Below are 24,585 nucleotides of genomic sequence, written 5' to 3' on the forward strand. Positions count from 1 at the left end.
CACGGAAGTGCGTCAGCCGGGTGGCGGCGCCGTGCTCCGTCTGACCACCAGACTCGTGGGGACCAGGTCCGTGCCCGGCCGGGCGCCGCCCCGGGCCCGGATCTGGTCCAGCGCTCCCTGCACACAGCGTCGGCCCACCTCCGCGAAGTCCTGGTGGACCGTGGTCAGGGGCGGGACGAAGAACGCGGCGTCCGGGATGTCGTCGAAGCCCACGACGCTGATGTCCTCGGGGACTCGGACCCCGAGTTCATGGAAGGCGCGCAGCAGGCCCAGGGCCATCTGGTCGTTGGAGGCGAACACGGCCGTGCAGTCCGGGTGCCGGGCGAGCTCCTGTCCGGCGGCGTAGCCCGACTCCGACGACCAGTCCCCGTGCAGCGGCGGCGGGACGGGGCACCCCGCCTCTTCGAGTACCGCCCGCCAGGCCTGAGTTCGCCGCTGCCCGGCGAAGGACGTCTCGGGCCCGGTGACATGCCACACGGTGCGATGGCCGAGGTCCAGCAGATGCCGTACGGCCCTGCGGGCGCCGTCGGCCTGGTCGGTGTCGACCACGCTGTAGCGGTCGCCTGCGTCGGAGTCCACGACCACCACATGGACCCCGGGCGGGAGTTGGACCGTGCCGGCGTCGAGCAGATGGATCTCCATGATGACGATGACGGCGTCGACGGCCAGCTCGCCCATCCGCGTGAAGGCGCCCAGCACGTTGTCCTGGGTCGGCACGTCGATGGGGATCAGGGTGATCGCGTACCCCTCGGCCGCGGCCTGCGTGGCGATCGCCTCCACCGTACGGCTGTTGCCCGTCGAGGACAGGCTGAACAGGATCACGCCGATGGTGTTGAACTGGCCGTACCGCAGGGCGCGGGCCGCGCTGTTGGGCCGGTAACCGAGGTCCCGCATCGCGGCCAGGACCTGCTCGCGGGTCGAACTGATCACCCCGGGGTGGCCGTTGGACACCCGGGAGACCGTCTGCGAGGAGACGCCCGCCAGTTTGGCGACGTCGGCCATCGAGACACGCTGTTTGCGGCGCCCGCCGGGCACGCCGGAGCCGCCCCGTTCCACCATGGTGTGCCTCCCTCGACCCGATTCCCTGACCCGATGCGCAGTGCACCGGATGTTACGCGTGGGAAACCTTGACGGCCGCTGAGACGGATGTCACGATTCCGGCGCCGCCGAGTTTACGTAAACATCCGACATAGGGACCACATGTTTACGTAAACATGCGGAGCGCCGAGCCACCTCTCGAAAGGGCAAGTCGATGCGCAAGACCCCCACCGGAAACCGCCTCGCCTTCCGTCTGCGCGCCACCGGCGCGGCCGTCGCGATCGCCGCGGTCAGCGGCGCGATGCTGGCCGGCAGCCCCGCCTCCGCCGCGGCGCCGACCGGTACGAGCCAGTTCCGGGGCGTCAACTGGGCCGACCCCCGCGACAACTTCGCCGACGACTACCTGCAGCTCTCGGGCCTGTCGACCTCGGACAACTACGCGCGGACGTACGCCAAGTCGAGCCGGATCATCTCGGCCTTCCGCGCCAACCTCGGCGCCAACACCGTCCGCCTGCCCATCAACCCGTACACGGTCAACGGCGCCTACTGGAAGTCGTACCGCGCGGTCATCGACGCCGCCTCCGACCGCGGCTTCAAGGTGATCGTGTCCTACTGGGAGGGCACGGGCGACAAACGGGACGGCTTCATCGACGACGAGGCCACCTTCTGGCCCATGTGGGACACCGTGGTCAAGGCCTACAAGCACGACCCGCGCGTCTACTTCGAGCCGATGAACGAGCCGCACGGCTACACCGACGCCCAGTGGGCCGACATCGCCGCGAAGTGGCTGGCGGCCTACCCGTCCGTGCCGCGCAACCGCGTCTTCGTCAGCGGCGCCGGCTACAACGACCACGTCACCACGGTCTGCGCCGACCCGCGGCTGAAGGGCACCTACCTCTCCCTGCACCACTACGGCTTCTGGAAGAGCTACGCCACCTACGACCAGTGGGTGGCCGACCTCAAGGAGCGCCTCGGTGACTGCGCGAACCGCACGGTCGCGGACGAGTTCGGCGCGGAGATGACGACGGGCCTGAACTACAACGTGCCGACGCCGTCGAGCAACCCGATCAACTTCATCCAGGCCGACACCGACACCTTCCGCAAGCTCGGCATGGGCTCGGTGTACTGGCCCGGTCTGCGCACCGACGACATCTACTCGATGCAGAAGCTGACCGGCACCGCCGACCGGCCCTGGCTGGAGACCACCAACCAGTCCGGCGCCGACCGGCTGGCCTGGGGCTGGGGCCGCGGCAGGCCCGTCAAGTCCTGAACGACTCCTCGCCACGACAGCCACCTGCGCCGGCTGTCGTGGCGAGGTCGCTCGGGGTGGGTACGGGAGTGGGGGTGGACTCCTCAGGCCGCCGGCTGTACCAGCCCGGACTCGTAGGCGAAGACAACTGCCTGCACCCGGGCGCGGGCGCCGATCTTGGCGAGGATGTGGCTGACGTGCGACTTGACGGTGGTCGGCGCGATGCACAGCCGCTCGCCGATCTCGGCGTTGGACCAGCCGGAGGCCACCGCGGTGAGGATGTCGCGCTCGCGCTCGGTCAGCGCGTGCAGCTCCGTCTCCCGGGTGAGCCGGCGGACGGGCTGCTGCTGCCGGACCGTGTCGATGAGGGCCCGGGTCAGGCCGGGGGTGATGACGGCGTCGCCGGCGGCCACCACCCGTACGGCGGCGGCCAGTTCCTCGGGCGTCGCGTCCTGCAGGAGGAAGCCTCCCGCCCCGGCGCGCAGGGCGGCGTAGGAATGCGTCTCGCAGCCGGCCGGGATGAGGACCAGGACGCGCGGCCGGCGTTCGCCGGGCAGGGTCCGCCGGGTGATGCTGCGGATGGCGTCGAGACCGTCCGCGTCGTCGACACGGCTGCCCATGACCACGACGTCCGGCTGGAGTTCGGTGCTCATGCGGGCCGCGTCGAGCGGGTTCGCCGTCTCGCCGACGACGGTGAGATCGGGCTCGGCCGCGAGGAGCATCCGGAGGCCGAGGCGCTGCAGGGTCTGGTCATGGACGACGAGTACGGAGGTCATGGCGTGCTTCTCCCCTGAACGAAACGGTTTCGTTCACGTGGGAGTCAGCATAGTCCCGTCCTTATCGAAACGGCTACGTCTCGATTGTGGTGTGGGTCACGCGGTCAGTCGGTTTCGCGCAGAGCGTTCCACGTGTCGTGAGCCACCACGCCGTCGACGGACAGTCCCTTGTCGCTCTGGAAGCGCTCGACGGCGGCCTCGGTGTCGGCACCGAACTCGCCGTCCACGCCGGAACCACCGATGTCGTAACCGCGCTTGGTCAGCATGCACTGCACCTGCAGGACCTTCTTCCCGCTGTCGCCCTCGCGGGTGCGGCCGTTGCCGTCGTAGTACGTGCAGTCGGAGTTCCAGGGCGCGCTCGCCGGCTCGGAGGTGCCGCCGCTCGCGGGCTCGGAGGTCGTGTCGCCCGCCGTCGGGGCGGAGGCGGAGGCGGAGGGCGCCGAGGAAGAGCCGCCCGGATGGGCGCCGGCCGTGGGGGAGGCGCCGGACGGGGCGGGGGATTCGGCGGTCCTGTCCGCCCCGCCGTCCACGCTCTTGCCGGACGCGGACCGCGCGTCCGCCGCTCTGGACGCCGAGGCGACGGCACCGCGGGGCAGGGTGCCGTCCAGCGTCGTACCGGACCCGGGCGGGGCCGCGGACGCGGAATGGTTCTGGTCGCGGTCGAGGGCGAGGACGCCCGCGGCCGCCACGCACAGCACGACACCCGCGGCGACGGCCAGCAGTGGCTTGCGCACGGCCCTGGAGCCGGCCTTGCGCGCAGCGGCCGGCTTCTCCGGCGGCCCGGGCGGAGGAGGAGCCGTCCGTTCCGCGATGCGACCGGGCGGGGGAGGGGCGGTCTGCTCCGCGACGGGCGCGTGCGCGGGCAGGGCCGGCTGCCCCACGGCGGGCCCGGGCGTGGGAGGAGCGGGTTCGTCCGTCGGCGGGCGGTCGTCCCACGTGCGTAAATGGGACGCCCTGTCGACCGGCAGACGGCCCAGCACCTCGTACGCCCGCTGCCGGGCGAGCACCCTGCCGGCCAACGGCTCGGGCCAGCCGGTCACTTCGGCGTGGGGCACGGCCGCGTCGCTCAGCTCGCGCGGAGTGGGCCGCCGCTCCGGCTCCTTGGCCAGACAGGCCGACAGCAGCGCCGCCAGTTCCGGGTCCGCCGTCGCGACCTCCCCGAGCAGCTCGGCGCTCGGCTCCTCGAAGGCGACCCGGTGCATGACGTCGACGCCGGTGCCGTCACCGAACGGGGCGTGCCCGGTGGCCGCGTACACCAGCGTCCCGGCGAGGGAGAACACGTCCGAGGCGGTGTCGCAGATGCCCGTGCGCAGGTGCTCGGGCGACATGTAGGCCGGTGTGCCCACCCGGTTGCCGGTGCCGGTGAGGGCGCTGGCGTCGACGGCCTTCGACAGACCGAAGTCGATCACATGGGCGCCCCGGACGGACAGCAGCACATTGGACGGCTTCAGGTCCCGGTGCACGATCCCGGCCGCGGAGAGGTCGGCGAGCGCGTGCCCCAGCTCCGCCGCCAGCCGCCACACCGCGCCGGGCGCGAGGGCGCCGTCCTCGCGCACCGCGTCCGCGAGGTCCAGGCCCGGCAGGTACTCGGTGGCCATCCACAGCAGTTCGTCCTCGAAACCCGTGCCGCACAACCGCGGGGTGCGCGGTGTGCGGACCAGATCGTGCACCGAGGCCTCGCGCTCGAAGCGGCGCCGGAAGCCCGGATCGTCCGCGTACTCCGGCCTGATCACCTTCACCGCGACCAGCTCGGGCCCGCCCTCTTCGGCGCGGGCGAGATAGACCCGCCCCATGCCGCCGCTGCCGAGCAACGCCAGCGGAACGTACGGGCCGATGCGGCGCGGGTCGCCCCGGTGCAAGGGCGCGGCGCCGGTCTGCCGCAGCACGGTCGCCTCGTCCGCTGTCGAGTCCGGTGGCACCGGCCGGTGTTCTGACACGAGTCCCCCGAAGTGATGTTCGCCGTATGCCAGTTCGGCTGTGAAGGGAAGACGAGGCTAACGCAGGGACGGCGTGAAGACCGAGTTTCGATCACTTCTGTCACACGAGTCGCTGCGCATGGTGAACGACCGCAGGTCTTGATCCGTACCCCCGGGCGGAACAGCCCGGGTACGCGGATACGGAGAACCACGTGGCAGTGCAGTCACCGCAACGACGCCCAGGACGCATCCCGCCCACCGTCCGTCTGGTGCGCGGCGCCACCCTGGCCGGCAGCCTGGCCCTGCTGCCCCTGGCCGCGGCCTGCACCGGCGAGGGGGAGGACAGCGCGGAGCGAAGCAGGACCGCGGTGACGGCCGCCCCCGAGGCCGGGGTCGTGGCGCCGGCGAAGGTGGAGGTGATCGCCGGGCTGATCGGCTGCGCCAAGCCCAGGATCCGGGTCGACGCGGAGGAACTGCGGCAGGGCGTGTGCCACACGAACCAGGCCGACCGTGTCATCACCACGTTCCCCGAAGAGAAGTACAAGCTGGCCTGGCTGGACGCCGCCGGCGGCTACGGCGGGAGGCACCTGGTCGGCACCCGGTGGGTGGTCAGCGCCAAGCCGGAGCTGCTGGAGGGCTTCCGCAGCAGGCTCGGCGGCGAGATCCAGGAGCTCCCCGGCTTCGGCCCGCGGGCGGAACCCACCGCCAAGTGACGCCTCAGCCGGCCAAGGGGTAGTGACAGGCGACAAGGCGGCCGGAAGCGGTGCCGCTGAGCGAGGGGCGTTCCCGGGCGCAGAGATCGCGGGCGTGGGCGCAGCGCGTACGGAACGGGCAACCGGTCGGTTTGTTCGCGGGGTTGGGGACCTCGCCGCTGAGGACGACGCGTTCCCGCCGTGACGCCTCCGCGGTGCCGGTGCCGTCGTCGATGTCCGGGACCGCCGACAGCAGCGCCTCGGTGTACGGGTGCGCCGGGGCGCCGAAGAGGGCCTCGGTTCCGCCGAGTTCGACGATCTCGCCGAGGTACATCACGGCGATGCGGTCGGAGACGTGCCGGACCACACCGAGGTCGTGGGCGATGAACACGTAGGTGAGACCGAACCGCTCCTGGAGGTCGGCGAAGAGGTTGAGCACCTGGGCCTGGATCGACACGTCCAGAGCGGAAACGGGCTCGTCGGCCACGATCAGCTTCGGTTCGGTGGCGAGTGCCCGCGCGATACCGATGCGTTGGCGCTGGCCGCCGGAGAACTCGTGCGGATAGCGGTCCCGGTGCGCCGACGACAGTCCCACGACGTCGAAGAGCTCCGCGACCCGGCGGCGGACCGTGGCGGCGTCGCCGTACCGGTGCACGAGCAGCGGCTCCGCCACGATGTCCCCGGCGCGGCGGCGGGGGTTGAGCGAGGCCTGCGGGTCCTGGAAGACCAGCTGCATGCCGGGACGGAGCGGGCGCAGCCGCCGCGAGGAGAGGCCGGTGATGTCCTTTCCGTCGAACTCCACCCGCCCGCCGGTCAGTTCGGTGAGCCGTAGCAGGCAGCGGCCCAGGGTGGACTTGCCGCAGCCCGACTCGCCGACGACGCCGAGGGTTTCCCCGGTGCGGACCTCGAGGGACACGCCGTCCACGGCCCGCAGGACCCGTCGGCGCCGGGCGAGTCCGTCCGGGCGCAGGGTGTAGTGCTTGCTGACGTCCGTGGCACGCAGCAGGACCTCACCGCCCGACGAGGGGGTCTGCTCCACCGTCACCACCTCCTGTGCCGTCACGATGCCGCCTCCGCGTCCGTGTCCTTCTCCCCCGCCGTCGTCGTTGTCAGGCGCAGCGCCGCGCGGCCGCCGGACGGCAACCAGCAGGCGTCCCGGTGCGCCGCGTCGCCGTCGCCCACGGACAGCGGTGGCCGCTCCTCGCACCGCTCGTGCCGCAGCCGGCAGCGCGGCGCGAACGCGCAGCCCTCCGGCAGACTGCCCGGCGTGACCGGCACGCCCGCGATGGTGGGCAGCCGCCGCAGCCGTGGGCCGTCGACGCGGGGCACCGAGTCCAGCAGGCCCCAGGTGTAGGGGTGCCGGGGGCCGTGGAACACCGCCCTGCGCGGGCCCTCCTCGGCGGCCCGCCCGCCGTACATCACCAGGACCCGGTCGGCGATCTGCGAGATCACCCCCATGTCGTGGGTGATCAGGACGACGGCGGAGCCGCCTTCGTTCAACTGCCGCATCAGGTCGAGGATCTGGGCCTGCACCGTGACATCGAGAGCCGTCGTCGGTTCGTCGGCGATCAGCAGGGACGGGCCGCAGGACAGCGCCATCGCGATGACCGCCCGCTGGCGCATGCCGCCGGAGAACTCGTGCGGGTAGGCGTTCACGCGCGAGGCGGCGTCGGGAATGCCGACGTCGGACAACAGCTGGACGGCCCGGGCATGCGCCTCCCGGCGGGAGACCGGTTCGTGCGCCCGGATCTGCTCGGCTATCTGCCAGCCCACGGTGTACACGGGGGTCAGCGCGGTCATCGGGTCCTGGAAGACCATGGCGATCTCCCGGCCCCGCACCGCCCGCATCTCCCTGTCGGGCAGGGTCAGCAAGTCCCGTCCGCGGAAGAGCACTTCGCCCGACACGGTCACGTTCGGGTTGGTCAGCAGCCGCAGGACGGCCAGCATCGACACGCTCTTGCCGGAGCCCGACTCGCCCACCACGCCCAGGATCTCTCCGGGTGCTACTGAGAAGGACAGGCCGTCCACGGCCGTCACCGCGCCCTGGCGGGTGCGGAAGGAGACCCGCAGGTCGCGTACGTCGAGCAGGGGTTGGTCAGGCATGGCGTGCCCTCGGGTCGAGTCGGGCGTAGAGGATGTCGACGAGCGCGTTGGCGAGGACCACGAAGAACGCCGCGTACAGGACCGTCCCCATGATCACCGGCAGGTCCAGGTTCTGCAGGGCGTCGTAGGTGAGCTTGCCGATCCCGGGCAGGCCGAAGACGACCTCGGTCAGCAGCGCGGCGCCGCCGACGAGCGCGCCGAAGTCCAGGCCGAACAGCGACACGATCGGGATCAGGGAGCAGCGCAGGGCGTGCCGGAGCAGGATGCGCCGCTCGGACAGGCCCTTGGCGCGGGCGGTGCGCACATAGTCCTCGTTCAGCGCGGTGACGACCTCGCCGCGCAGGAGACGGGCGTAGATCCCGGCGTACAGCAGCGCCAGGGTCAGCCACGGGAAGAGCATGTGCAGCGCCCACTGACCGGGGTCGCGGCCGATGCCGACGTATCCGGGTGGCGGCACCCAGGAGAAGACCGAGGAGTGCAACTGCTTCTGGGTGACGAGGTTGACGACCTCGCCGAGCCAGTAGGCCGGCAGGGAGACGCCGACCACGCCGACGAGCATGATCAGCGGGTCGGCGGCCCTTCCGCGCAGGGTGGCCGCGGCCGTACCCATGACGACGCCGGCCACCATCCAGATCAGGGCGGCGCCGACGACCAGTGACAGGGTCACCGGCGTGGCCTGCAGGATCTGCGGGATCACCCGGGAGCCGCGGTTGACGAAGGACTCCAGGTCCCGGTCGATCAGCAGATGACGCATCATCAGCAGATAGCGCACGGGCATCGGCCGGTCGAGGCCGAAGGAGTGCCGCACCTGGGCGAGGGTGGCGGGGTCGGCGTTGCGGCCCGCGATGCGGGCGGCCGGGTCGACCCCCGGGGTGGCGAAGAAGATCAGGAACACCAGCACACTGATGGCGAACATCACCAGCAGCGCCGAGGCGAACCGTTTGAGGGCGAAGGACAGCACGGTCGTCACACCCCTCCGCGCAGTCGCGCGCCCGGGTCGAGCGCGTCGCGGACCCCGTCGCCCAGGACGTTGAGGGCGGCCGTGGTCAGGGCGATGAGCAGCCCCGGTGCGATGGTCACCGCGGGCCGCGTGTACAGCAGGCCGAGGCCGTCCTCGATGATCGTGCCCCAGCTGGCGTCGGGAGGCTGGACACCGACCGACAGGAACGACAGGGCCGACTCGGTGAGCATGGCCAGCGCGGTCATCAGCGGGACGAAGACGATCGTCGTCGGCAGGACGTTCGGCAGCACCTCCCGGCGCAGGATGCGCGGGGTCGGGGCGCCGGAACCGACGGCGGCGTGGATGAACTCCTTGTTCCGCAGCACCAGCACCTGGCCGCGCAACGGCCGGGCGATGTACGGCACATAGATCGCCGCGATGATCGTCACCGGAAGCCAGAGGCTTCCCGTGTCCACGGTGAGCGGGCCGAGGTGCAGTCCGTTGGTGAGCAGTACCACCGAGAGGCAGATGGCCAGCAGATAGACGGGGAAGGCCCAGATGACGTCCAGGACGCGGGAGATGACGGAGTCCACGACGCCGCCCGCGTAGCCGGCGACGACCCCGACGGCCGTCCCCACCAGGCAGGTCAGCACGGCCGCGGTGAACCCGATGAACAGGCTGGTGCGTCCGCCGTACAGCAGGCGCGCCATGACGTCGCGGCCCTGGTTGTCGGCGCCCAGGAAGTAGTGCGCGGGGTCCCAGGTCGGCCCGATGGGCGTGACACCGAGGCCGAGGCCGGTGCTGCTGGGGGTGAGCACCGGCACCGTCTTCCCGTCGACGACGGTCGTGCCGGAGACATGGGACTGGAACGGATCGGTGTGGGCGATGTGCGCCGCGTACAGCGGCGCGCACAGACTCGCCGTGACGACGATCAACAGGACGACGGCCGCGGCCAGCGCCGACCTGTTGTGCGACAGGTCGGCGGCGGCCGTCCGCCAGGGGCCCGGCGAGCGCCGGGCCTCGACGGTGGACGAGGGCTGGGCGGCGGTCACTTGACCCACGTCTGCCCGACGAGCATGTAGAACTGCTTGCTGAACCGGTAGTCGCCGAGCCGCTTCGACGTGAAGTCGATGATCTTCGGGTTGATCAGCGGGACGACCGGCGACTGGGCCATGACGTCCTGGTCGATCGCGCCCCACTGCTGGTTCGCGCCCTGCTCGTCGGTCTGCGCCGTCCTGATCGCGGTCTGCATCTTCGCGTCGACGCTCTTGTCGCAGAAACCGGAGATGTTGATGCTGGAGTCGCTGCCCGGGTGGAACGAGGCGCAGGAGAACAGCACGTTGAGGAAGTCCGAGGCCGCCGGATAGTCCTGGTACCAGGAGGTCAGCGCCAGCTGGACCTTGTTCTTGGTGTTCTGGATGTAGGTGAACTGGATGTTCGCCGACAGCGGTTTGAGGGTGGCCTTGTAGCCGAGCTGCGTCAGCAGGCTCTGCAGGTACTGTCCGATCGATTTGTTGACGTCGTCGTCCTGGACGACGATGCCGACCTGCTGCCCCGCGGTGCCGGACTGCTTGACCAGGGCCTTGGCCTTGGCCAGGTCCGGCGCTTTCCAGGTTTTGCCGCCGCCCTCGGTGTAGTCGCACGAGTCGACGTGGCCGGGGAAGCCCGGCGGCAGGATCGTGCACGCGGGAGAGGCGAGGTTGGTGCCGCCGTACAGCCGCACCACGGCGGACCGGTCGACGGCCCAGTTGATCGCCTGGCGGGCCAGTTTGTTGTTGAACGGCGCCGAGTTCACGTTCAGGGTGGCGTACCAGAACGCCGTCAGCGGGTTCACGTGTGCCTGGGAGGCGTACTTGGTGCCGATCTCGTTCAGCCGGTCGGCGGGAGGTGCGTCGAACATCCAGTCCGCCTGGCCGTTCTCCACGGCCGTGACCTCCGACTCCACGGTCTGCCCGAAGGTGTAGTCGATGACGTCCGGGTAGCCCTGCGGCTCGGCGTCGCGCGACCACTCCTTGAAGTGCGGGTTGCGCACCAGCTTCAGCTCGCGGTTGGGGTCGTACGAGGCCGCCGTGTACGGGCCGGTCGACGGCAGCGGCTTGGTACCGGCGTCCTTCGCGGGGGAGTCCTTGGGCAGGATGCCGGCGTGCGGGACGGCCAGCTTGTACGGGAACTCCGCGTCCGCGGCGGTGAGGTTGATGGTGACCGTGTTCGTCTTCGCGTCGCCGATCACGCCCCGGGGCAGCGTGCAGCCGGCCGGTTTCCTCAGACAGGCGTCGGCGCCGACGATGCCGTTGTAGAAGGTGCCGGCGGTGGGGCTGGAGACCTTGAAGATGCGCTCGAAGGAGGCCACCACGTCGTCGGTGGTCAGCGCCTTGCCGTTGGAGAAGGTGACGCCCTTGCGCAGCGTGAAGGTGTAGGTCTTGCCGCCGTTGGTGACCTTCGGCATCGCCGTGGCGAGATCCGGGACGACGGTGAAGGACTCCTGGCCGCCGACCTTCTTGAAGGCGAGCAGCCCGTCGTACATCGACTGGTACAACTGCCAGTACTGAAGGGTGTAGTTGACCTGCGGATCGAAGCTGCCGGCGGCGGCGTGGGCGACCAGCTTCAGGGTGCCGCCCTTGTGCTGCGGCTGGAAGGCGGCGGTGCCGGATCCGGAGGACGAGGCGGTCGGGCCGGTGGACGAGCCGCCGCCGGAGGAGGAACAGGCGGCTGCGGTCAGAGCGAGGGCGACGGCGGCTGCGGCGAGCGCGCCCCGTCTGGTGCTGCGGGACATCGCGGGGAACTCCCCTCGGGGAAGGTGGGGGATCAGTCGGTGGAGTCGAGAAAGGCGCCCACGACCCGGAGGTAGAGCTCCTCCTCCTCGACGTGCGGCATGTGGCTGGAGTGCTCGAACATGTGCCAGCGCACGTCGGGGACGCGCTCGGCGAAGGGGTGGAGGGTCTCGGGGGTCGCCTCGTCGTGACGGCCGGAGACCAGCAGGGTCGGCACCTCGACGAGATGCAGGCGGTCGACGACGGTCCAGTCCTTGAGCGTGCCGACGACGTGGAACTCGTTCGGCCCGTTCATCGTGTGGTACACGGTCGGATCGGCCGCGATGTTGTCCCAGGTGGCCTGTACTTCGGGCGGGTTGGGGGTCACGCGGCACACATGGCGCTCGTTGAAGACCTGTTCGGCCGCGCGGTAGTCGGGGTGGTCGGTGGTCCCTGCCCTCTCGTGGGCGTGCAGGGTGTGCTGGACCTCCGGCGGCAGTTCGGCCCGGAGCTCGGCGGCCCCCGCCAGCCACAGCTCCATGGAGGCCGGGGAGTTGGCGATGACCAGACCGCGCAGTCCGGGCGGGCGGCGTACGGCGTGTTCGGCGGCGAGCATGCCGCCCCAGGACTGGCCGAGGAGGTGGTAGGCGTCGGCGATGCCCAACTTCGCGAGCAGGTTGTCGAGTTCGTCGAGGAAGAGCTGGACGGTCCAGAAGTCGGCGCCCTTGTGGGGCAGATGGGTGGACAGGCCGGTGCCCAGTTGGTCGTAGTGCACGACGGGACGGCCCTGCCGGGAGATGCCCGCGATGCTCAGGGTGTAGTTGTGACCGGCACCGGGTCCGCCGTGCAGGACCACCAGGGGTGTCCTGCCCGGCTCGCCCGTGATCCGGTACCAGGTGGACCAGCCGTTGAAGTCGACGGTTCCGGTGCGGTTCGGTTCGGGGATCGCCACGGGGAAGCCTCCCAGACCGGCCGTAGGGAATCGGCCGCTGGCTGAAACAAGATGGGTGTGACGGATGGGTGAGATACTGATTGGGTAAATGGTCAGCGCACAAGACCTTTTAGTCGGGCCAGGCCAAGACGTAACAGCGGATTAACCTGGCCCGCGCGCGTTAACAGGAGCGGCGAACAAGGGGGCACCAGCTGACATCCGTACCTGAGCCGCCCGAACCCGGCGGCGAGTTCTCCCGCGTACTGGACCGTGTCCTGCTCGGCGGTGCCCCCTCACCCGAGCTGCGCCCCGTCCGGGTGGCCTCCGCCGTGGACGAGGTCTGCGACCGGCTGCTGACCGCGATCGCCGTCGGCGACTTCCTGCCCGGTGAACGGCTCCCCGTGGAACGCGAGTTGATCCGGCTGCTGCGGGTCAGCCGGCCCACCGTGCGCGAGGCGGTCGCCCGTCTGCAGGCCGTCGGCGTGGTCGAGATCCGCCGCGGCCGCAACGGCGGGGCCTACGTGCGCGACAGCTGGACCGAGTCGACCGCCGCGGCCGTCCGGCACACCCTGGTACCGCGCTGGGAGGAGTTCGAGCAACTCTTCGACCTGCGGGGTCTGGTGGAGGGCATGGTGGCCGCGACCGCGGCCCGGCGTCGGCGTCCCGAGGACCTCGAGCCGATGCGGGACGCCCTGAGCGCCTATCTGTCCGCCCGCACGCCCCGCGACGAGCAGACCGCGGACAGCGCCTTCCACCAGGCGGTGCGCACCGCCACCGGCAACCCGCAGATCGTCATGCTCAGCCGTGACCTGCTCGCCCGGATCAGCCTCGGTTTTCCGGTCGAACCCTGGGGCAAGGGCGAGCGCACCCGCTTCCACCAGGGCGGCGAGGACCACAAGGCGCTGTACGAGGCCATCGCGGCGGGCGAGCCCGAGCGCGCGGAACAGATCGCGCGACGCCACTTCATGATCAGTGCCGAGATGATCCGGGACGTCCTGACCCGGGTGAAGGCCGTGGATCCGTCCTGACCCCGGATGTGTCGATCCGGCGGACGGTTCTTCGTCTGAAAAGTGAGGGCCGGCTCGACCGAAGGGACGTGACGACCATGACCGAGGTGTCCACGCTGCTCACCGGCCGGGGTCTGCTGGAGTCCCCGCACATCCACGGCGGACGGCTGTACTTCTCGGACTGGTCCGCGGGCGAGGTCGTCGCCGTGGACCTGTCCGGCCGCAGCGAGGTGGTCGCCCGGGTGGCGTCGCTGCCCCTGTGCACCGAATGGCTCCCGGACGGCCGTCTGCTGATCGTCTCGTCCGCCGAGGGGCGACTGCTGAGCCGCGAGTCCGACGGAAGCCTGGTGACGTACGCCGATCTCGGGGCCCCCGGCTGGAACGACATCGTGGTCGACGACCGCGCCAACGCGTACGTCAACCGGATCGGCTTCGCCCCGATGTCCGGGGAGGACGTCAGACCCGGCTTCGTCCATCTGGTCACCCCCGACGGCGCGGTCCGCGAGGTCGCCGACGACCTCGCCTTCCCCAACGGCATGACGATGACCGTCGACGGCTCCACGCTGATCGTCGCGGACTCCTACCGGCATCAACTGGTCGCCTTCACGGTGGACCCGGACGGCTCACTGTCCGGCCGGCGCGTCTGGGCCGACCTCGGCGAGGGCGCCCCGGACGGCATCTGCGTCGACGCGGAGAACGCCGTCTGGTACGCCGACGTACCGAACCGGCGCTGTGTGCGCGTGGCCGAGGGCGGCACCGTACTGCGGACGGTCTCCCTGGACCGGGGCGCGTTCGCCTGCGCGCTCGGCGGCCGGACGCTGTTCGTCACGGCGGCACGGTGGCAGGGCATGACCGGGGGCGAGCTGGTGGCACCCGGCAGCGGCCAGGTCCTCACGGTCCCCGTCGAGGTACCGGCGCCGTAGGACTCACAGGAACGGCGTCCCCGCGTCCAGCCCCGACAGGACCCGTCCGTACAGCTCCAGGTTGGTGGCGGGATTGACGAAGGAGTGCAGATTCAGGGCCTGCACATCGCGCACCGCCCGCTGGATCGGCACCTCCCGGCGCAGCGACGACGCGCCGGACGCGGAGGCGACGATGTCCACGGCCTCCTTGCACAGCCGGGCCACATAGCCGCTCTGCGCCCGGATCCTGGCCCGCTCCGCCACGCCGAACGGCCCGCCCGCCTCGATACGGGCGAGGAAGTCGCCCGTCAGCGACTCGGCGCAGGCGAGCTTCATCGCCGCCTCGGCCGCCTGCAGATGCGTGACCGCCGCCTCGCTCTGCCGCTGGTGGAAGGTGTACGTGATGCCCCGCCGGTGGATCCGCTCGGTGAACCCCTCCAGCGCCGCCCGTGCCAGACCGAGAGCGGCCGGCGCCGTCCAGGCGCAGAACATCAGCAGCACCGGAGTCCGGTAGAAGGGGTCGTCGGCGTTGGTCTTGGAGGGGAACTCGCCCGCCAGCATCGGCCCTACGGGCAGCACCCGGTGGGCCGGGACGAACACGTCGCGGGCGACGACGCTGTCGCTGCCACTGCCCGCCAGTCCCGAGACGAACCAGTCGTCGAGGATCTCCAGCTCGGCCATGGGCACGGCGGTCCACAGCACCTCGGGCGGTCCGTCGGCGTTCTCCACCCGCGCCGTCAGCAGATGCCAGTCGGCGTGTCGGCAGCCGGTCGCGAACCCCGAGGTCCCGTTGACGACATAGCCGCCGTCGGTGGCGACCGCCACCGCGTCCGGGACGAGGGTGCCGCCGACCCGTACGTCGGGACCGGTGAAGATCTCGTCCTGCGCCTCGTCGGGGAAGAGCGCCGCGATGAACGCGCAGCCCGCCTGGATCAGCGCCGCGAACGCGGTGGATCCACAGGCCGCGGCGATTTCGGCCAAAGTGTCGACCTGGACGCGCGGCCGGGTCTGGTAGCCGCCGTAGCGCCGGGGAACGTTCATCCGGTAGACCCCGGCGTCCGTCAGGGCGGCGACGACCTCGTCGGGCACGCTGCGCTCCTGCTCCGTGCGCAGTGCCTGCTCACCGATGAAGGGGCGGAGCGCGCGGACGCGTTCGACGATGCCGGTGTCGGTGCGGGGTGCTGACGAGGGAGCCATGGCGGACCTCCGGGCACGACGGACCCTCACCGTGACGCGGGACCCACCACGTGTCAACGGCACCCGCCCGCGGGCACCCGTGAAACGGCCACCGGCATCTTCCGTAGCGGTGGACGGTCTTGACAACATGCGTACTGTTTCGCGACGTTTGATCCTCGCCGGTTGGTCCGGAACGTGGCGGTCAATCACGGAACGACCGTGTACACGGCGTGTAATCGGCTGATACTCAAAGAAGTACGACGCGGACAGCGCGTCACGGGGGGAGCGGTCGCCGATGCGATCCAGCAACAGCAGTCCACACGCCCTACCGGCCTGCGCCACGGCCGGGACGTTCCGCACGGAACCCGTGGAAGGGCGGTTGATCTGACGTGGATGTCACGGTCCACAGAGTCGACGAGCTGAACGCATCGCTCCGCGAGGCGTGGCACCGCGCGATGGACGAGTCACCCGAGTACTCCAACCCCTTCCTGGCCCCGGAGTTCACCCTCGGCATCGGCGGACACCGCTCCGGCACCCGTGTCGCCGTCCTGCGCGAGAACGGCTCACCGGTCGGCTTCTTCCCCTACGAGCGCAACGCCCTCGGCGTGGGCAGGGCCATCGGCCTGGGCCTCTCCGACTGCCAGGCCCTCGTGCACCGCCCCGGCGTCACCTGGAACGCCCAGGAACTGCTGAAGGCCTGCGGACTGTCCATCTTCGAGTTCGACCATCTCGTCGCCGAGCAGAAACCCTTCGCCAGACATGTCACGGGGACCTTCGCCTCCCCGGTGGTCGACCTCAAGCCCGACCCCAGCGGCTATGCGCAGTGGCTGCGCGGCGCCTACCCGGGGCACGCCAAGACGACCCTGAAGAAGGAGCGCCGGCTGGGCCGCGACGTGGGCGAGGTGCGGTTCGAGTTCGACGAGCGGGACCCGCGGATGCTGCGTCGGCTCATGCAGTGGAAGTCCGCCCAGTACCGCAGAACGGGGCGGATGGACCGGTTCGCCCGGCCGTGGATCGTCGATCTGGTCAACCATCTCTTCGAGGTCCGCGAGGAGCACTTCACCGGCGTCCTGTCCGTCCTCTACGCCGGCGACCGGCCCGTGGCCGCGCACTTCGGGCCGAGATCCCGCACGGTCCTCGCCGCGTGGTTCACCGCCTACGATCCCGAACTGCACCGGTATTCGCCGGGCCTGATGATGCACCTGCGCACCGCCGAGGCCGCAGCCCGCAACGGCGTGACGCTGATGGACCTGGGGCGCGGCGACAAGGAGTACAAGGACTGGCTCAAGACCCGCGAGCTGCGGGTGGCGGAAGGGTTCGCCAGCCGCCCCCACCCCGTCGCGGCGGCCCACCGGCTGTGGCGCCGGCCCGTGCGCGGCCTGCGCAACACCGTCAACGCCCACCCCGAGCTGCGCGCCCCCGCCGACCGACTCCTGCGGACGGCCGGCACCCTGCGCAGCCGTGCCGAGGCAGGCGTCAAGGGCCGCCGCACGGGCTGAAGCGAGAAGACGGGGCGGTGTCAGCGCGCGGGGAGTCCGGGGCGCTCTCTGTGCGGTTAATCCGAGGGTGCGGTGCGGTGTCAGCCGCAGTGAATACGGGGACCGGGGTGTCAGCCGCAGGGAATCCGGGGGCGGTGTCGGCCCGTACGAAGCCGAGGGCGGTGTCAGCCGCAGTGAATACGGGGGGCGGGGGGCCAGCCGCAGGGAAGCCGAGGGCGGTGTCAGTCCGCACCGAATCCGGGACCGCGGTGTCAGTCCGCACCGAATCCGGGGCCGCGGTGTCAGCCCGCAGCGAAGTGCGGACCGCTCGCGGATGCTGGGGTGTAAGCATGTAATCCGGGCCCCTGGGCGCATGGAGAAGCCCCGGGGCAGGCGGAAAGGTCGACTCGTGGCCGAGACACTCTCCGGGCCCGACCGCTCCTCTGCGGAGCAGGCCGCGCTCGACTCCTACTCCCGGATCGTCACCTCGGTCGCCGCCGAGCTCACCCCGAAGGTGGCGTCCCTCAACGTCGCGCACCGCCGCGCCCGAGGCCGCTTCGTGGTCGGTACCGGCTCCGCGGTGGTCTTCACCGACGACGGCTTCCTGCTCACGAACGCCCACGTCGTCGGGCACTCCGACGCCGGTACGGCATCCTTCGCCGACGGCACCACCACTCCCTTCCACGTCATCGGCGCCGACCCGCTGTCCGACCTCGCCGTGGTCCGCGCCGACGGCCCCACCCCGGCCCCGGCCCGCCTCGGCGAGGCCGACGCGCTGCGGGTCGGCCAACTGGTCGTGGCGGTCGGCAACCCGCTCGGCCTGGCGGGCAGCGTCACCGCCGGCGTGGTCAGCGCCCTGGGCCGCTCCTTGCCGACCAGCGCCGGCACGGCGACGCGGGTCGTCGACAACGTCGTCCAGACCGACGCCACCCTCCACCCCGGCAGCTCGGGCGGCGCCCTGGCCACGGCCGACGGCAGTGTCGTCGGCATCAACACCGCCATCGCGGACGTCGGACTGGGCCTCGCCATCCCCGTGAACGACACCAGCCGCAAGATCATCGCGGCGCTGCTCTCCACCGGCCGGGTCCGCCGCGCCTACCTCGGCGTCGCCGGCATCCCCGCCCCGCTCCCGCCCACGCTCCGGGCCCGCACGGGCGTCGCCACCGGTCTGCGCGTCGTCGAGGTCGTCCCCGCCTCCCCGGCCGCCCGCGCCGGCCTGCGCACCGGTGACCTGCTGGTCACCGCCCAGGGCGAACCCGTCAGCAGCGCCCAGTCCCTGCAGCGCCTGATGCTGGAGGACGCCATAGGCCGCCCGCTGGCCCTGACCGCCCTGCGCGGCGAGGCCCTGGTGGACGTCATCGCCACGCCTGTCGAACTCGTCGCGGACGACTGAGACCGCTTCTCCTGCCCGGGGTTGCCGAAACGCCGCTGTTGCCGAAACGCCGCTGTTGCCGAAGCGGCAACAAGTGTCGTGTGGGCTGCGCCGGCCGCCGCATGATCGGCAGTGGCCACCGCAGGCACCCATTCCGGGAGGACCCGTGTCGTACCCCCACGCCATCACCGACCGTATCCACCGCCTGGTGTCCTCACCGGCCGGCCGCACCCACCTCGTGGAGCAGGGCGGCGGACCCCTGGTCCTGCTCGTGCACGGCTTCCCGGAGTCCTGGTACTCCTGGCGCCACCAACTGCCCGCCCTGGCCGCCGCCGGGTACCGTGCCGCGGCGATCGACGTCCGTGGCTACGGCCGCTCCTCCAGGCCGGAGGCGGTGACCTCGTACCGGATGCTCGACCTGGTCGCGGACAACGTGGCCGTGGTCGAGGCCCTGGGGGAGCGGTCGGCAGTGATCGTCGGGCACGACTGGGGCGCGACGATCGCCGCCATGTCCACGCTGCTCAGGCCCGATGTCTTCCGCGCGGTGGGCCTGCTGAGCGTGCCGTACACGCCCCCTGGCGGCCCCCGGCCGAGCGAGGTCTTCGCGGGGATGGGCGGCGAGGAGGAGTTCTACGTCTCGTACTTCCAGGAGCCCGGCCGCGCCGAGGCCGAGATCGAGCCGGACGTCCGCGGCTGGCTCGCCGGGTTCTACGCCGCCCTGTCCGCCGACACCATGTCGGCGCCCGGCGCTCCCGACCCGCACTTCGTCACCCGGGGCGGGACACTGCGCGAGCGCTTCCCGGCCGGGCCCCTCCCGGCCTGGCTCGCCGAGGACGAACTCGATGTCTACGCTGGGGAGTTCGAGCGGACCGGGCTGACCGGGGCGCTGAACCGCTACCGGAACATGGACCGCGACTGGGAGGACCTGGCCGCCCACCACGGTGCCCCGCTCAAGCAGCCCGCCCTGTTCGCCGGCGGCGCGCTCGACGCCTCCACCACCTGGCTGGCGGACGCGATCGAGGCGTACCCCACCACCCTTCCCGGCCTCACCTCGTGCCACCTCCTCGACGGCTGCGGCCACTTCATCCAGCAGGAACGCCCCGAGGAGACCAGCCACCTCCTGACCGACTGGCTCACCACCCTCTGGGTCTGAAAATGGGCGCGACCGTGCCCTGATCGGCTCACGTCCGCGCGCGGGCGGCCGTTCCGGCTGGTCGACTGGCCGGAGTTCTCCTACCTCCGAGGAAGGGAAGTCAGCATGGCGATCGTCGCGGTTTTCGATGTTCCGGGGATGACCCGCGAGCAGTACGAGGGAAGCGCGGAGAAGGTGGCCGGCCGGCCCGGCCCGGTCAAGTCCCCCGGTGACTGGCCGGTGGCCGGGCTCATCTCGCACACCGCCGCCCCCACGGACGACGGCTGGCTCGTCGTGGACGTCTGGGAGTCCGAGGAGGCGTTCCGGGAGTTCGGCGAAACCATCCTGCCGATCCTGAGGGACCTCGGCGTCCCGGACGTGCAGCCGAAGGTCTATCCGGCACACACCGTGGTGACGCCCTAGCGGGCTCCGTGCCGGGGCGTCACCAAGGGCCGTAAGTCCAGGTGCCGCCCAGCATCGTGGCGTGCACCGGCATCTCGCGCAGGGTGTGCGCGTCGGCGTCCAGCGGGTCGGCGTCCACGATCACCAGGTCGGCCGGGTCGCCGGGCCGCAGCGCGCAGCGGCCGCCTGCCGACGCCGTGAGCGCGGCCCGTACCGGGATGCGTTGCTCGGGGTGCCAGGCGGGGCGTCCGTCGTTCGTGCGGTGGACGGCGGCGGCGATGCCCAGCCAGGGATCCAGCGGCGAGACGGGCGCGTCGGAGCCGAACTCCAGCCGGGCGCCCGCCGCCAGCAGATCCGCGTAGGCGAAGGCCCGCCCGGTACGTCCGGCCCAGTGCCGGTCGGCCACGTCACGGTCGTCGGTGGCGTGCGCGGGCTGCACACTCGCCGTCACCCCCAACTCCGCGAACCTCGGCATGTCGGCGGCCGTCAGCAGCTGGGCGTGCTCGATCCGTCCCCGGCAGCCGACGGCCGCGAACGCGTCCAGGGCAAGGGAGTTGGCCCGGTCGCCGATCGCGTGAACGGCGGGCTCGATGCCCTGGGCGGCCGCGCGCCGCACCAGACGGACCAGTTCGTCGTACGACGTCTCCTGGCTGCCGTACACCTCGCGCGTACCCTCCAACCCGGGGTACGGGTCGCAGCACAGCGCCGTCCGCGTGTTGAGCGAACCGTCCGTGAACAGCTTGAGCGGGCCCACCTGGACACGGCCTCCGGTACCGGGCAGCACGTCCCCCGTCCGGTAACCGCGCTCGATCGCCCCTTCCAGGTGCCTCGGATAGACGGCCGCCCGGACGCGTACCGCGGGCGGCCGGTGCGCCGAACGCCGGCTCCAGTCGGCGATGTTGTCGGAGAAGTGGAAGTCGACGACCCCGGTGACACCCCGCGCGGTCGCGTCCCGGCAGGCCTCGGCCACCCAGCGGTCCTGCACCTTCGCCGGCACCTCGGGCAGCGCGCGCATCGCCTCGAAGCATTCGTGCTCACGCAGCAGTCCCGTGGCGTGGTCACCCCGGCCGACCAGCGCCAGACCGGCCGAGTTCAGCCACACGGCGTGCAGATCGGCGCTGATCAGCACGACCGGCCGGTCCGGGCACACCGCGTCCAGCAGCGCCTTGTGCGGCACGTCGGGCCACATCCCGTCCCGGAAACCCTGCCCCGTCACCGTCTCGCCGGCCGGCAGACCGGACGGGTGCGCCCGTACCGCGTCGGCCACCGCCCGCGCCGAGGCATGCCCGGACAGGTCCACCCGGTGGCGGTTTCCGGCCCACTGCGCGACATGGGCGTGCGCGTCCCACAAGCCGGGCAGCACGGTCCGCCCGTCCAAGTCCAGCCCGCCACCGTCCAGTTCGCCCTCCGCGACGGCGACGACGCGTCCCTCGGCGACGCGCACGCTGCCCAGCGGGCCGCCCGGGCCGAGCCGCACCCGGGTGAGGGTCAGCGCGTCGAGGCCGTCCGCCGGGCGGCCGGGCATGCTGTCGAGGGTCGTCACCGAAGGCTCCCACGGGGGTCGTCAGCCGAGGGCCTTGTCCAGGTTGAACGCGGCGCTGATCAGGGCGAGATGGGTGAACGCCTGCGGGAAGTTGCCCTGTTGCTCACCGGTGTTGCTGATCTCCTCGGCGTACAGGCCGAGATGGTTGGCGTACGTCAGCATCTTCTCGAAGGCCAGGCGGGCCTCGTCGATGCGGCCGGCGTGGACCATGGCCTCGACGTACCAGAACGAGCAGATGGAGAAGGTGCCCTCGTCACCGCGCAGTCCGTCGGGGCTGGCCGTCGGGTCGTAGCGGTAGACGAGGGAGTCGGACACCAGCTCGTTGGTCAGCGCGTCGAGCGTGGACAGCCACTTGGGGTCGGTCGGGGCGATGAACTTCGTCAACGGCATCATCAGGACGGCCGCGTCCAGCACGTCGTCGTCCTCGTGCTGGACGAAGGCCTGGCGGGCCTCGGACCAGCCGTGGGTCATGATCCGCCGGTAGATCGTGTCCCGGGCCTCGCGCCAGCGCGGCAGATCGGCGGGCAGCCCCCGCCGGTTGGCCATGCGGATGGCCCGCTCGATCGCCACCCAGCACATCAGTCGCGAGTACAGGAATTTCTTGCGGCCGCCCCGGGTCTCCCAGATCCCCTCGTCGGGCTGGTTCCAGTGCTCGCACACCCACTCCACCAGCGCGCACACGTCGTCCCACTGGTCGCTGGAGATCGGCTTGGCCCACTTGTCGTAGAGGTAGATCGAGTCGATGAGGGCGCCGTGGATGTCGAGCTGGAGCTGGTCGGCCGCCGCGTTGCCGACCCGTACCGGAGCGGAGCCGTGGTGGCCCTCGAAGTGGTCGAGTTCGCGTTCGGTGAGGTCGGTGCGGCCGTCGATGCCGTACATGATCTGCAGCGGGGCGGAGTGCCCGTCGGTCGACGGACTGACGTGCTGGGTCAGGAACTTCATGAACGCCTCGGCCTCGTCGGTGAACCCGAGGCGCAGCAGCGCGTACACGCAGAAGGCGGCGTCGCGCACCCACACGTACCGGTAGTCCCAGTTGCGTTCGCCGCCCAGCTGCTCGGGCAGGCTGGTCGTCGGCGCGGCGACGATGGCGCCGGTGGGCGCGTAGGTGAGCAGCTTCAGGGTGAGGGCGGAGCGGTGCACCATCTCCCGCCAGCGGCCCCGGTACTTGGAGGCGGACAGCCAGCGACGCCAGTACGCCACGGTCGTGCCGAACTGCTCCTCCGCCTCCAGCTTCGCGCACCGGCGCGGTTGGAGGTCACCGCCGACCTGGTCCAGCGCGAACACCGCCGTCTCGCCCTCCGAGAGCTTGAAGTCGGCCCGCGCGTCCAGCCCCTCGGCGGCGAGCGGCACCGTCGCGGTCAGGGCGAGGGAGAGCCCGTCGGAGGCGAAGACCGCGGCCTCGCCGGCCATGCGCACGGTGTGCGGCCGGGTGCCGTAGTCGAAGCGCGGGGCGACCCGGGTGCGGAACGGGATGGAGCCGCGCACGCACACCACCCGCCGGATCAGCCGATGCCGTTCGGCCTCGACCTTGCCGCCGTTCACGGGCATGAAGTCCTGCACCTCGCCGACGCCGTCCTCGGTGAAGAACCGGGTGATCAGCACGTTGGTGTCGGGGAAGTAGAACTGCTTCGTCTTGGCCGGCACGGTGGCGGCGAGCTCGAAGCACCCGCCGCGTTCGGCGTCCAGGATCGAGGCGAAGACGCTGGGGGCGTCGAAGGCCGGGCAGCAGTACCAGTCGATGGTGCCGTCGGTCCCGACCAGGGCCACGGAGCGGAGATCGCCGATCAGACCGTGCTCGGCGATCGGCAGATAACGCGGGTCGGCCCCGGGGACCTCCTGGTCGATCACTCGTGCGCCCATCGTGGCCTCCCTGCCCCGGACACGCATCTCGCCCTCAGCCTAGGCGGAATCGACGCCGTGAGCGCGGGGATCTCGGGGACGGAGCGCACCGCGCCGGCCGGTCACGCCCCGGAGCCCCGCCGCCTCGAACCGGCGCGCACCGTGTCCTCGCTCGCCGTCATGCCCGTCACGAGCGTGCCGACCACCTCGGTCCCGCGGATCCGCGCGAACGCCCGTCGGCCCAGCTTGCTGAAGTGGGCCTCCGCAGCGCCTTCCAGCGGGGCCCCGCGACATCAGGGCCCCCGTCCCTATCAGGGCCCCCGTCCCTCGGTCTCCGGCGATCCTCGCACCCGACTTCGCGCGAATGCTTGATTATGCTCGAATGCTGGCTATATCTTGCAAGAACAATCACGAGCAGGGGAGGGCTCCGGCATGACCCATGTCGAGGACGAGCTGACCAGTCAGCCCGAGTGCTGGACGCGCGCCGCCGCCGAGGCGGAACGGTACGGCGGGGTGCTCCCGGCGCCGGGGGAGCGGGTCGCGATCGTCGGCTGCGGCACCTCGTACTTCATGGCGCAGTCGGCCGCGGCACTGCGCGAGGCCGCGGGGCAGGGCGAGACGGACGCCTTCGCCGCCTCGGAGTTCCCTCACGGACGCGCCTACGACCGTGTCCTGGCCCTGACTCGCTCCGGCACCACCACCGAAGTCCTGTGCCTGCTGGCCGAGTTGCAGGGCCGCACGCGGACGACGGCCATCACCGCCGACCCCGGCACCCCGGTCATGACGGCCGCCGACGAGGCCGTCGTGCTCGACTTCGCCGACGAACTCTCTGTCGTGCAGACCCGGTTCGCCACGACCGCCCTCACCCTCCTCCGTGCCCACCTGGGGCTGCACACGGACGACGTGGTCGCCGACGCCCGCACCGCGCTCGCGACCCCGCTGCCCGAAGGGCTCGTCGAGTGCACGCAGTTCGCCTTCCTCGGCCGGGGCTGGACGGTGGGACTGGCGAACGAGGCGGGACTGAAGATGCGCGAGGCGTCCCTCGCCTGGACCGAGGCGTACCCGGCGATGGAGTACCGCCACGGACCGATCAGCATCACCACCCGCGGCACCGCGACCTGGATGCTGGGCGAGGCTCCCGACGGGCTCGCCGAACAGGTGGGGCAGACAGGCGGGTTGTGGGTGGCGGGCGACCTCGACCCGCTGGCCGAACTGGTCCGGGCCCAGCGCCTCGCCGTCGCCGTCGCCGCCGCGCGCGGCCTCGACCCGGACCGGCCCCGCCATCTCACCCGCTCGGTGATCCTCGCGCCCTGACGCCCAGATGCGTCCCGACGGTCAG

The 24,585-nt window shown here is 71.4% G+C and carries 21 protein-coding genes; 9 read left to right on the plus strand and 12 right to left on the minus strand.

What is annotated here, in order from left to right; all coding sequences use genetic code 11:
- Positions 1–12: 12 nt before the first annotated feature.
- Complete coding sequence (locus ABZ453_RS14165; protein WP_359014915.1) at positions 13–1,059, minus strand: LacI family DNA-binding transcriptional regulator; 1,047 nt, start codon at positions 1,057–1,059, stop codon at positions 13–15.
- A 193-nt stretch (positions 1,060–1,252) separates the two neighbouring features.
- Between ABZ453_RS14165 and ABZ453_RS14170 the strand changes: the two genes are divergently transcribed.
- A complete protein-coding gene (locus tag ABZ453_RS14170) occupies positions 1,253–2,308 on the plus strand; it encodes a cellulase family glycosylhydrolase (protein WP_359014917.1) in 1,056 nt (351 codons plus the stop codon).
- Positions 2,309–2,391: 83 nt separating this feature from the next.
- Here ABZ453_RS14170 and ABZ453_RS14175 read toward each other — a convergent pair whose 3' ends face one another.
- Both ABZ453_RS14175 and ABZ453_RS14180 read right to left on the minus strand, forming a co-directional pair.
- Positions 2,392–3,063, minus strand: a complete 672-nt coding sequence (locus ABZ453_RS14175) for a response regulator transcription factor (protein ID WP_359014919.1) — start codon at positions 3,061–3,063, stop codon at positions 2,392–2,394.
- Between the two features lie 104 nt (positions 3,064–3,167).
- Positions 3,168–5,000: a serine/threonine-protein kinase gene (locus ABZ453_RS14180; RefSeq protein WP_359014921.1), complete on the minus strand. Its 1,833-nt coding sequence runs from the start codon at positions 4,998–5,000 to the stop codon at positions 3,168–3,170.
- A 197-nt stretch (positions 5,001–5,197) separates the two neighbouring features.
- Here ABZ453_RS14180 and ABZ453_RS14185 point away from each other — a divergent pair, with 197 nt between their 5' ends.
- The gene (locus ABZ453_RS14185; RefSeq protein ID WP_359015131.1) at positions 5,198–5,692 is read left to right on the plus strand and encodes a hypothetical protein; all 495 of its coding nucleotides are present in this window, start codon (positions 5,198–5,200) and stop codon (positions 5,690–5,692) included.
- A 4-nt stretch (positions 5,693–5,696) separates the two neighbouring features.
- Here ABZ453_RS14185 and ABZ453_RS14190 read toward each other — a convergent pair whose 3' ends face one another.
- Genes ABZ453_RS14190 through ABZ453_RS14215 form a run of 6 tightly spaced genes read right to left on the minus strand, consistent with a single transcriptional unit; the run spans position 5,697 to position 12,416 of the window.
- A complete protein-coding gene (locus tag ABZ453_RS14190; RefSeq protein WP_359014923.1) occupies positions 5,697–6,734 on the minus strand; it encodes an oligopeptide/dipeptide ABC transporter ATP-binding protein in 1,038 nt (345 codons plus the stop codon).
- The gene (locus ABZ453_RS14195; RefSeq protein ID WP_359014925.1) at positions 6,731–7,774 is read right to left on the minus strand and encodes an ABC transporter ATP-binding protein; all 1,044 of its coding nucleotides are present in this window, start codon (positions 7,772–7,774) and stop codon (positions 6,731–6,733) included. Before ABZ453_RS14195 ends, ABZ453_RS14190 begins: the two co-directional genes overlap by 4 nt.
- Positions 7,767–8,744 (minus strand): ABC transporter permease, encoded by a 978-nt coding sequence (locus ABZ453_RS14200; RefSeq protein ID WP_356764646.1) that lies wholly within the window; start codon positions 8,742–8,744, stop codon positions 7,767–7,769. The genes ABZ453_RS14195 and ABZ453_RS14200 overlap by 8 nt, the downstream gene beginning before the upstream one ends.
- Entirely contained in the window at positions 8,741–9,766 is a 1,026-nt protein-coding gene (locus ABZ453_RS14205; protein ID WP_359014927.1) for an ABC transporter permease, read from the minus strand. The genes ABZ453_RS14200 and ABZ453_RS14205 overlap by 4 nt, the downstream gene beginning before the upstream one ends.
- Positions 9,763–11,487 carry an ABC transporter substrate-binding protein gene (locus tag ABZ453_RS14210; protein ID WP_359014929.1) on the minus strand — a complete coding sequence of 575 codons (1,725 nt, stop codon included), beginning with the start codon at positions 11,485–11,487 and terminating at the stop codon, positions 9,763–9,765. The genes ABZ453_RS14205 and ABZ453_RS14210 overlap by 4 nt, the downstream gene beginning before the upstream one ends.
- A gap of 32 nt (positions 11,488–11,519) precedes the next feature.
- Positions 11,520–12,416, minus strand: a complete 897-nt coding sequence (locus tag ABZ453_RS14215; protein ID WP_359014931.1) for a proline iminopeptidase-family hydrolase — start codon at positions 12,414–12,416, stop codon at positions 11,520–11,522.
- Between the two features lie 308 nt (positions 12,417–12,724).
- Between ABZ453_RS14215 and ABZ453_RS14220 the strand changes: the two genes are divergently transcribed.
- Positions 12,725–13,423: an FCD domain-containing protein gene (locus tag ABZ453_RS14220; protein ID WP_359014933.1), complete on the plus strand. Its 699-nt coding sequence runs from the start codon at positions 12,725–12,727 to the stop codon at positions 13,421–13,423.
- 77 nt (positions 13,424–13,500) lie between these two features.
- A complete protein-coding gene (locus ABZ453_RS14225; protein WP_359014934.1) occupies positions 13,501–14,325 on the plus strand; it encodes an SMP-30/gluconolactonase/LRE family protein in 825 nt (274 codons plus the stop codon).
- A gap of 3 nt (positions 14,326–14,328) precedes the next feature.
- On the opposite strand, the gene ABZ453_RS14230 is transcribed toward ABZ453_RS14225, so the two are convergent.
- Positions 14,329–15,501, minus strand: a complete 1,173-nt coding sequence (locus ABZ453_RS14230; RefSeq protein WP_359014936.1) for an acyl-CoA dehydrogenase family protein — start codon at positions 15,499–15,501, stop codon at positions 14,329–14,331.
- A gap of 368 nt (positions 15,502–15,869) precedes the next feature.
- Here ABZ453_RS14230 and ABZ453_RS14235 point away from each other — a divergent pair, with 368 nt between their 5' ends.
- The 4 genes from ABZ453_RS14235 to ABZ453_RS14250 all read left to right on the plus strand — a co-directional run bounded on the left by ABZ453_RS14235 (position 15,870) and on the right by ABZ453_RS14250 (position 19,885).
- On the plus strand, positions 15,870–16,979 hold the full coding sequence (locus ABZ453_RS14235) for a GNAT family N-acetyltransferase (protein WP_359014938.1): 1,110 nt from the start codon (positions 15,870–15,872) through the stop codon (positions 16,977–16,979).
- Positions 16,980–17,367: 388 nt separating this feature from the next.
- Complete coding sequence (locus tag ABZ453_RS14240; RefSeq protein WP_359014939.1) at positions 17,368–18,351, plus strand: trypsin-like peptidase domain-containing protein; 984 nt, start codon at positions 17,368–17,370, stop codon at positions 18,349–18,351.
- 145 nt (positions 18,352–18,496) lie between these two features.
- Positions 18,497–19,483: an alpha/beta hydrolase gene (locus tag ABZ453_RS14245; RefSeq protein ID WP_359014941.1), complete on the plus strand. Its 987-nt coding sequence runs from the start codon at positions 18,497–18,499 to the stop codon at positions 19,481–19,483.
- Positions 19,484–19,588: 105 nt separating this feature from the next.
- Positions 19,589–19,885: a hypothetical protein gene (locus ABZ453_RS14250; protein ID WP_356764666.1), complete on the plus strand. Its 297-nt coding sequence runs from the start codon at positions 19,589–19,591 to the stop codon at positions 19,883–19,885.
- Between the two features lie 19 nt (positions 19,886–19,904).
- Here the strand turns inward: ABZ453_RS14250 and ABZ453_RS14255 are convergent, their stop codons facing one another.
- Together ABZ453_RS14255 and ABZ453_RS14260 are read right to left on the minus strand one after the other, a co-directional pair.
- The gene (locus tag ABZ453_RS14255) at positions 19,905–21,389 is read right to left on the minus strand and encodes an amidohydrolase (RefSeq protein WP_359015133.1); all 1,485 of its coding nucleotides are present in this window, start codon (positions 21,387–21,389) and stop codon (positions 19,905–19,907) included.
- Positions 21,390–21,428: 39 nt separating this feature from the next.
- The gene (locus ABZ453_RS14260; protein ID WP_359014943.1) at positions 21,429–23,267 is read right to left on the minus strand and encodes a glycoside hydrolase family 15 protein; all 1,839 of its coding nucleotides are present in this window, start codon (positions 23,265–23,267) and stop codon (positions 21,429–21,431) included.
- Positions 23,268–23,678: 411 nt separating this feature from the next.
- Here ABZ453_RS14260 and ABZ453_RS14265 point away from each other — a divergent pair, with 411 nt between their 5' ends.
- Complete coding sequence (locus ABZ453_RS14265) at positions 23,679–24,560, plus strand: SIS domain-containing protein (protein WP_359014945.1); 882 nt, start codon at positions 23,679–23,681, stop codon at positions 24,558–24,560.
- Positions 24,561–24,585 lie beyond the last annotated feature (25 nt).

The sequence above is a fragment of the Streptomyces sp. NPDC005799 genome, assembly GCF_040630525.1.
In the GTDB taxonomy this organism is placed as follows: Bacteria; Actinomycetota; Actinomycetes; order Streptomycetales; family Streptomycetaceae; genus Streptomyces; species Streptomyces griseorubiginosus_B.

Bases quoted from the DNA above. Each gene is read 5' to 3' on its own strand.
- ABZ453_RS14195 (WP_359014925.1), bottom strand. From the start codon at position 7,774: ATGCCTGACCAACCCCTGCTCGACGTACGCGACCTGCGGGTCTCCTTC.
- ABZ453_RS14230 (WP_359014936.1), bottom strand. From the start codon at position 15,501: ATGGCTCCCTCGTCAGCACCCCGCACCGACACCGGCATCGTCGAACGC.
- ABZ453_RS14265 (WP_359014945.1), top strand. From the start codon at position 23,679: ATGACCCATGTCGAGGACGAGCTGACCAGTCAGCCCGAGTGCTGGACG.
- ABZ453_RS14250 (WP_356764666.1), top strand. From the start codon at position 19,589: ATGGCGATCGTCGCGGTTTTCGATGTTCCGGGGATGACCCGCGAGCAG.
- ABZ453_RS14255 (WP_359015133.1), bottom strand. From the start codon at position 21,389: ATGCCCGGCCGCCCGGCGGACGGCCTCGACGCGCTGACCCTCACCCGG.
- ABZ453_RS14210 (WP_359014929.1), bottom strand. From the start codon at position 11,487: ATGTCCCGCAGCACCAGACGGGGCGCGCTCGCCGCAGCCGCCGTCGCC.
- ABZ453_RS14175 (WP_359014919.1), bottom strand. From the start codon at position 3,063: ATGACCTCCGTACTCGTCGTCCATGACCAGACCCTGCAGCGCCTCGGC.
- ABZ453_RS14260 (WP_359014943.1), bottom strand. From the start codon at position 23,267: ATGGGCGCACGAGTGATCGACCAGGAGGTCCCCGGGGCCGACCCGCGT.
- ABZ453_RS14225 (WP_359014934.1), top strand. From the start codon at position 13,501: ATGACCGAGGTGTCCACGCTGCTCACCGGCCGGGGTCTGCTGGAGTCC.
- ABZ453_RS14165 (WP_359014915.1), bottom strand. From the start codon at position 1,059: ATGGTGGAACGGGGCGGCTCCGGCGTGCCCGGCGGGCGCCGCAAACAG.
- ABZ453_RS14170 (WP_359014917.1), top strand. From the start codon at position 1,253: ATGCGCAAGACCCCCACCGGAAACCGCCTCGCCTTCCGTCTGCGCGCC.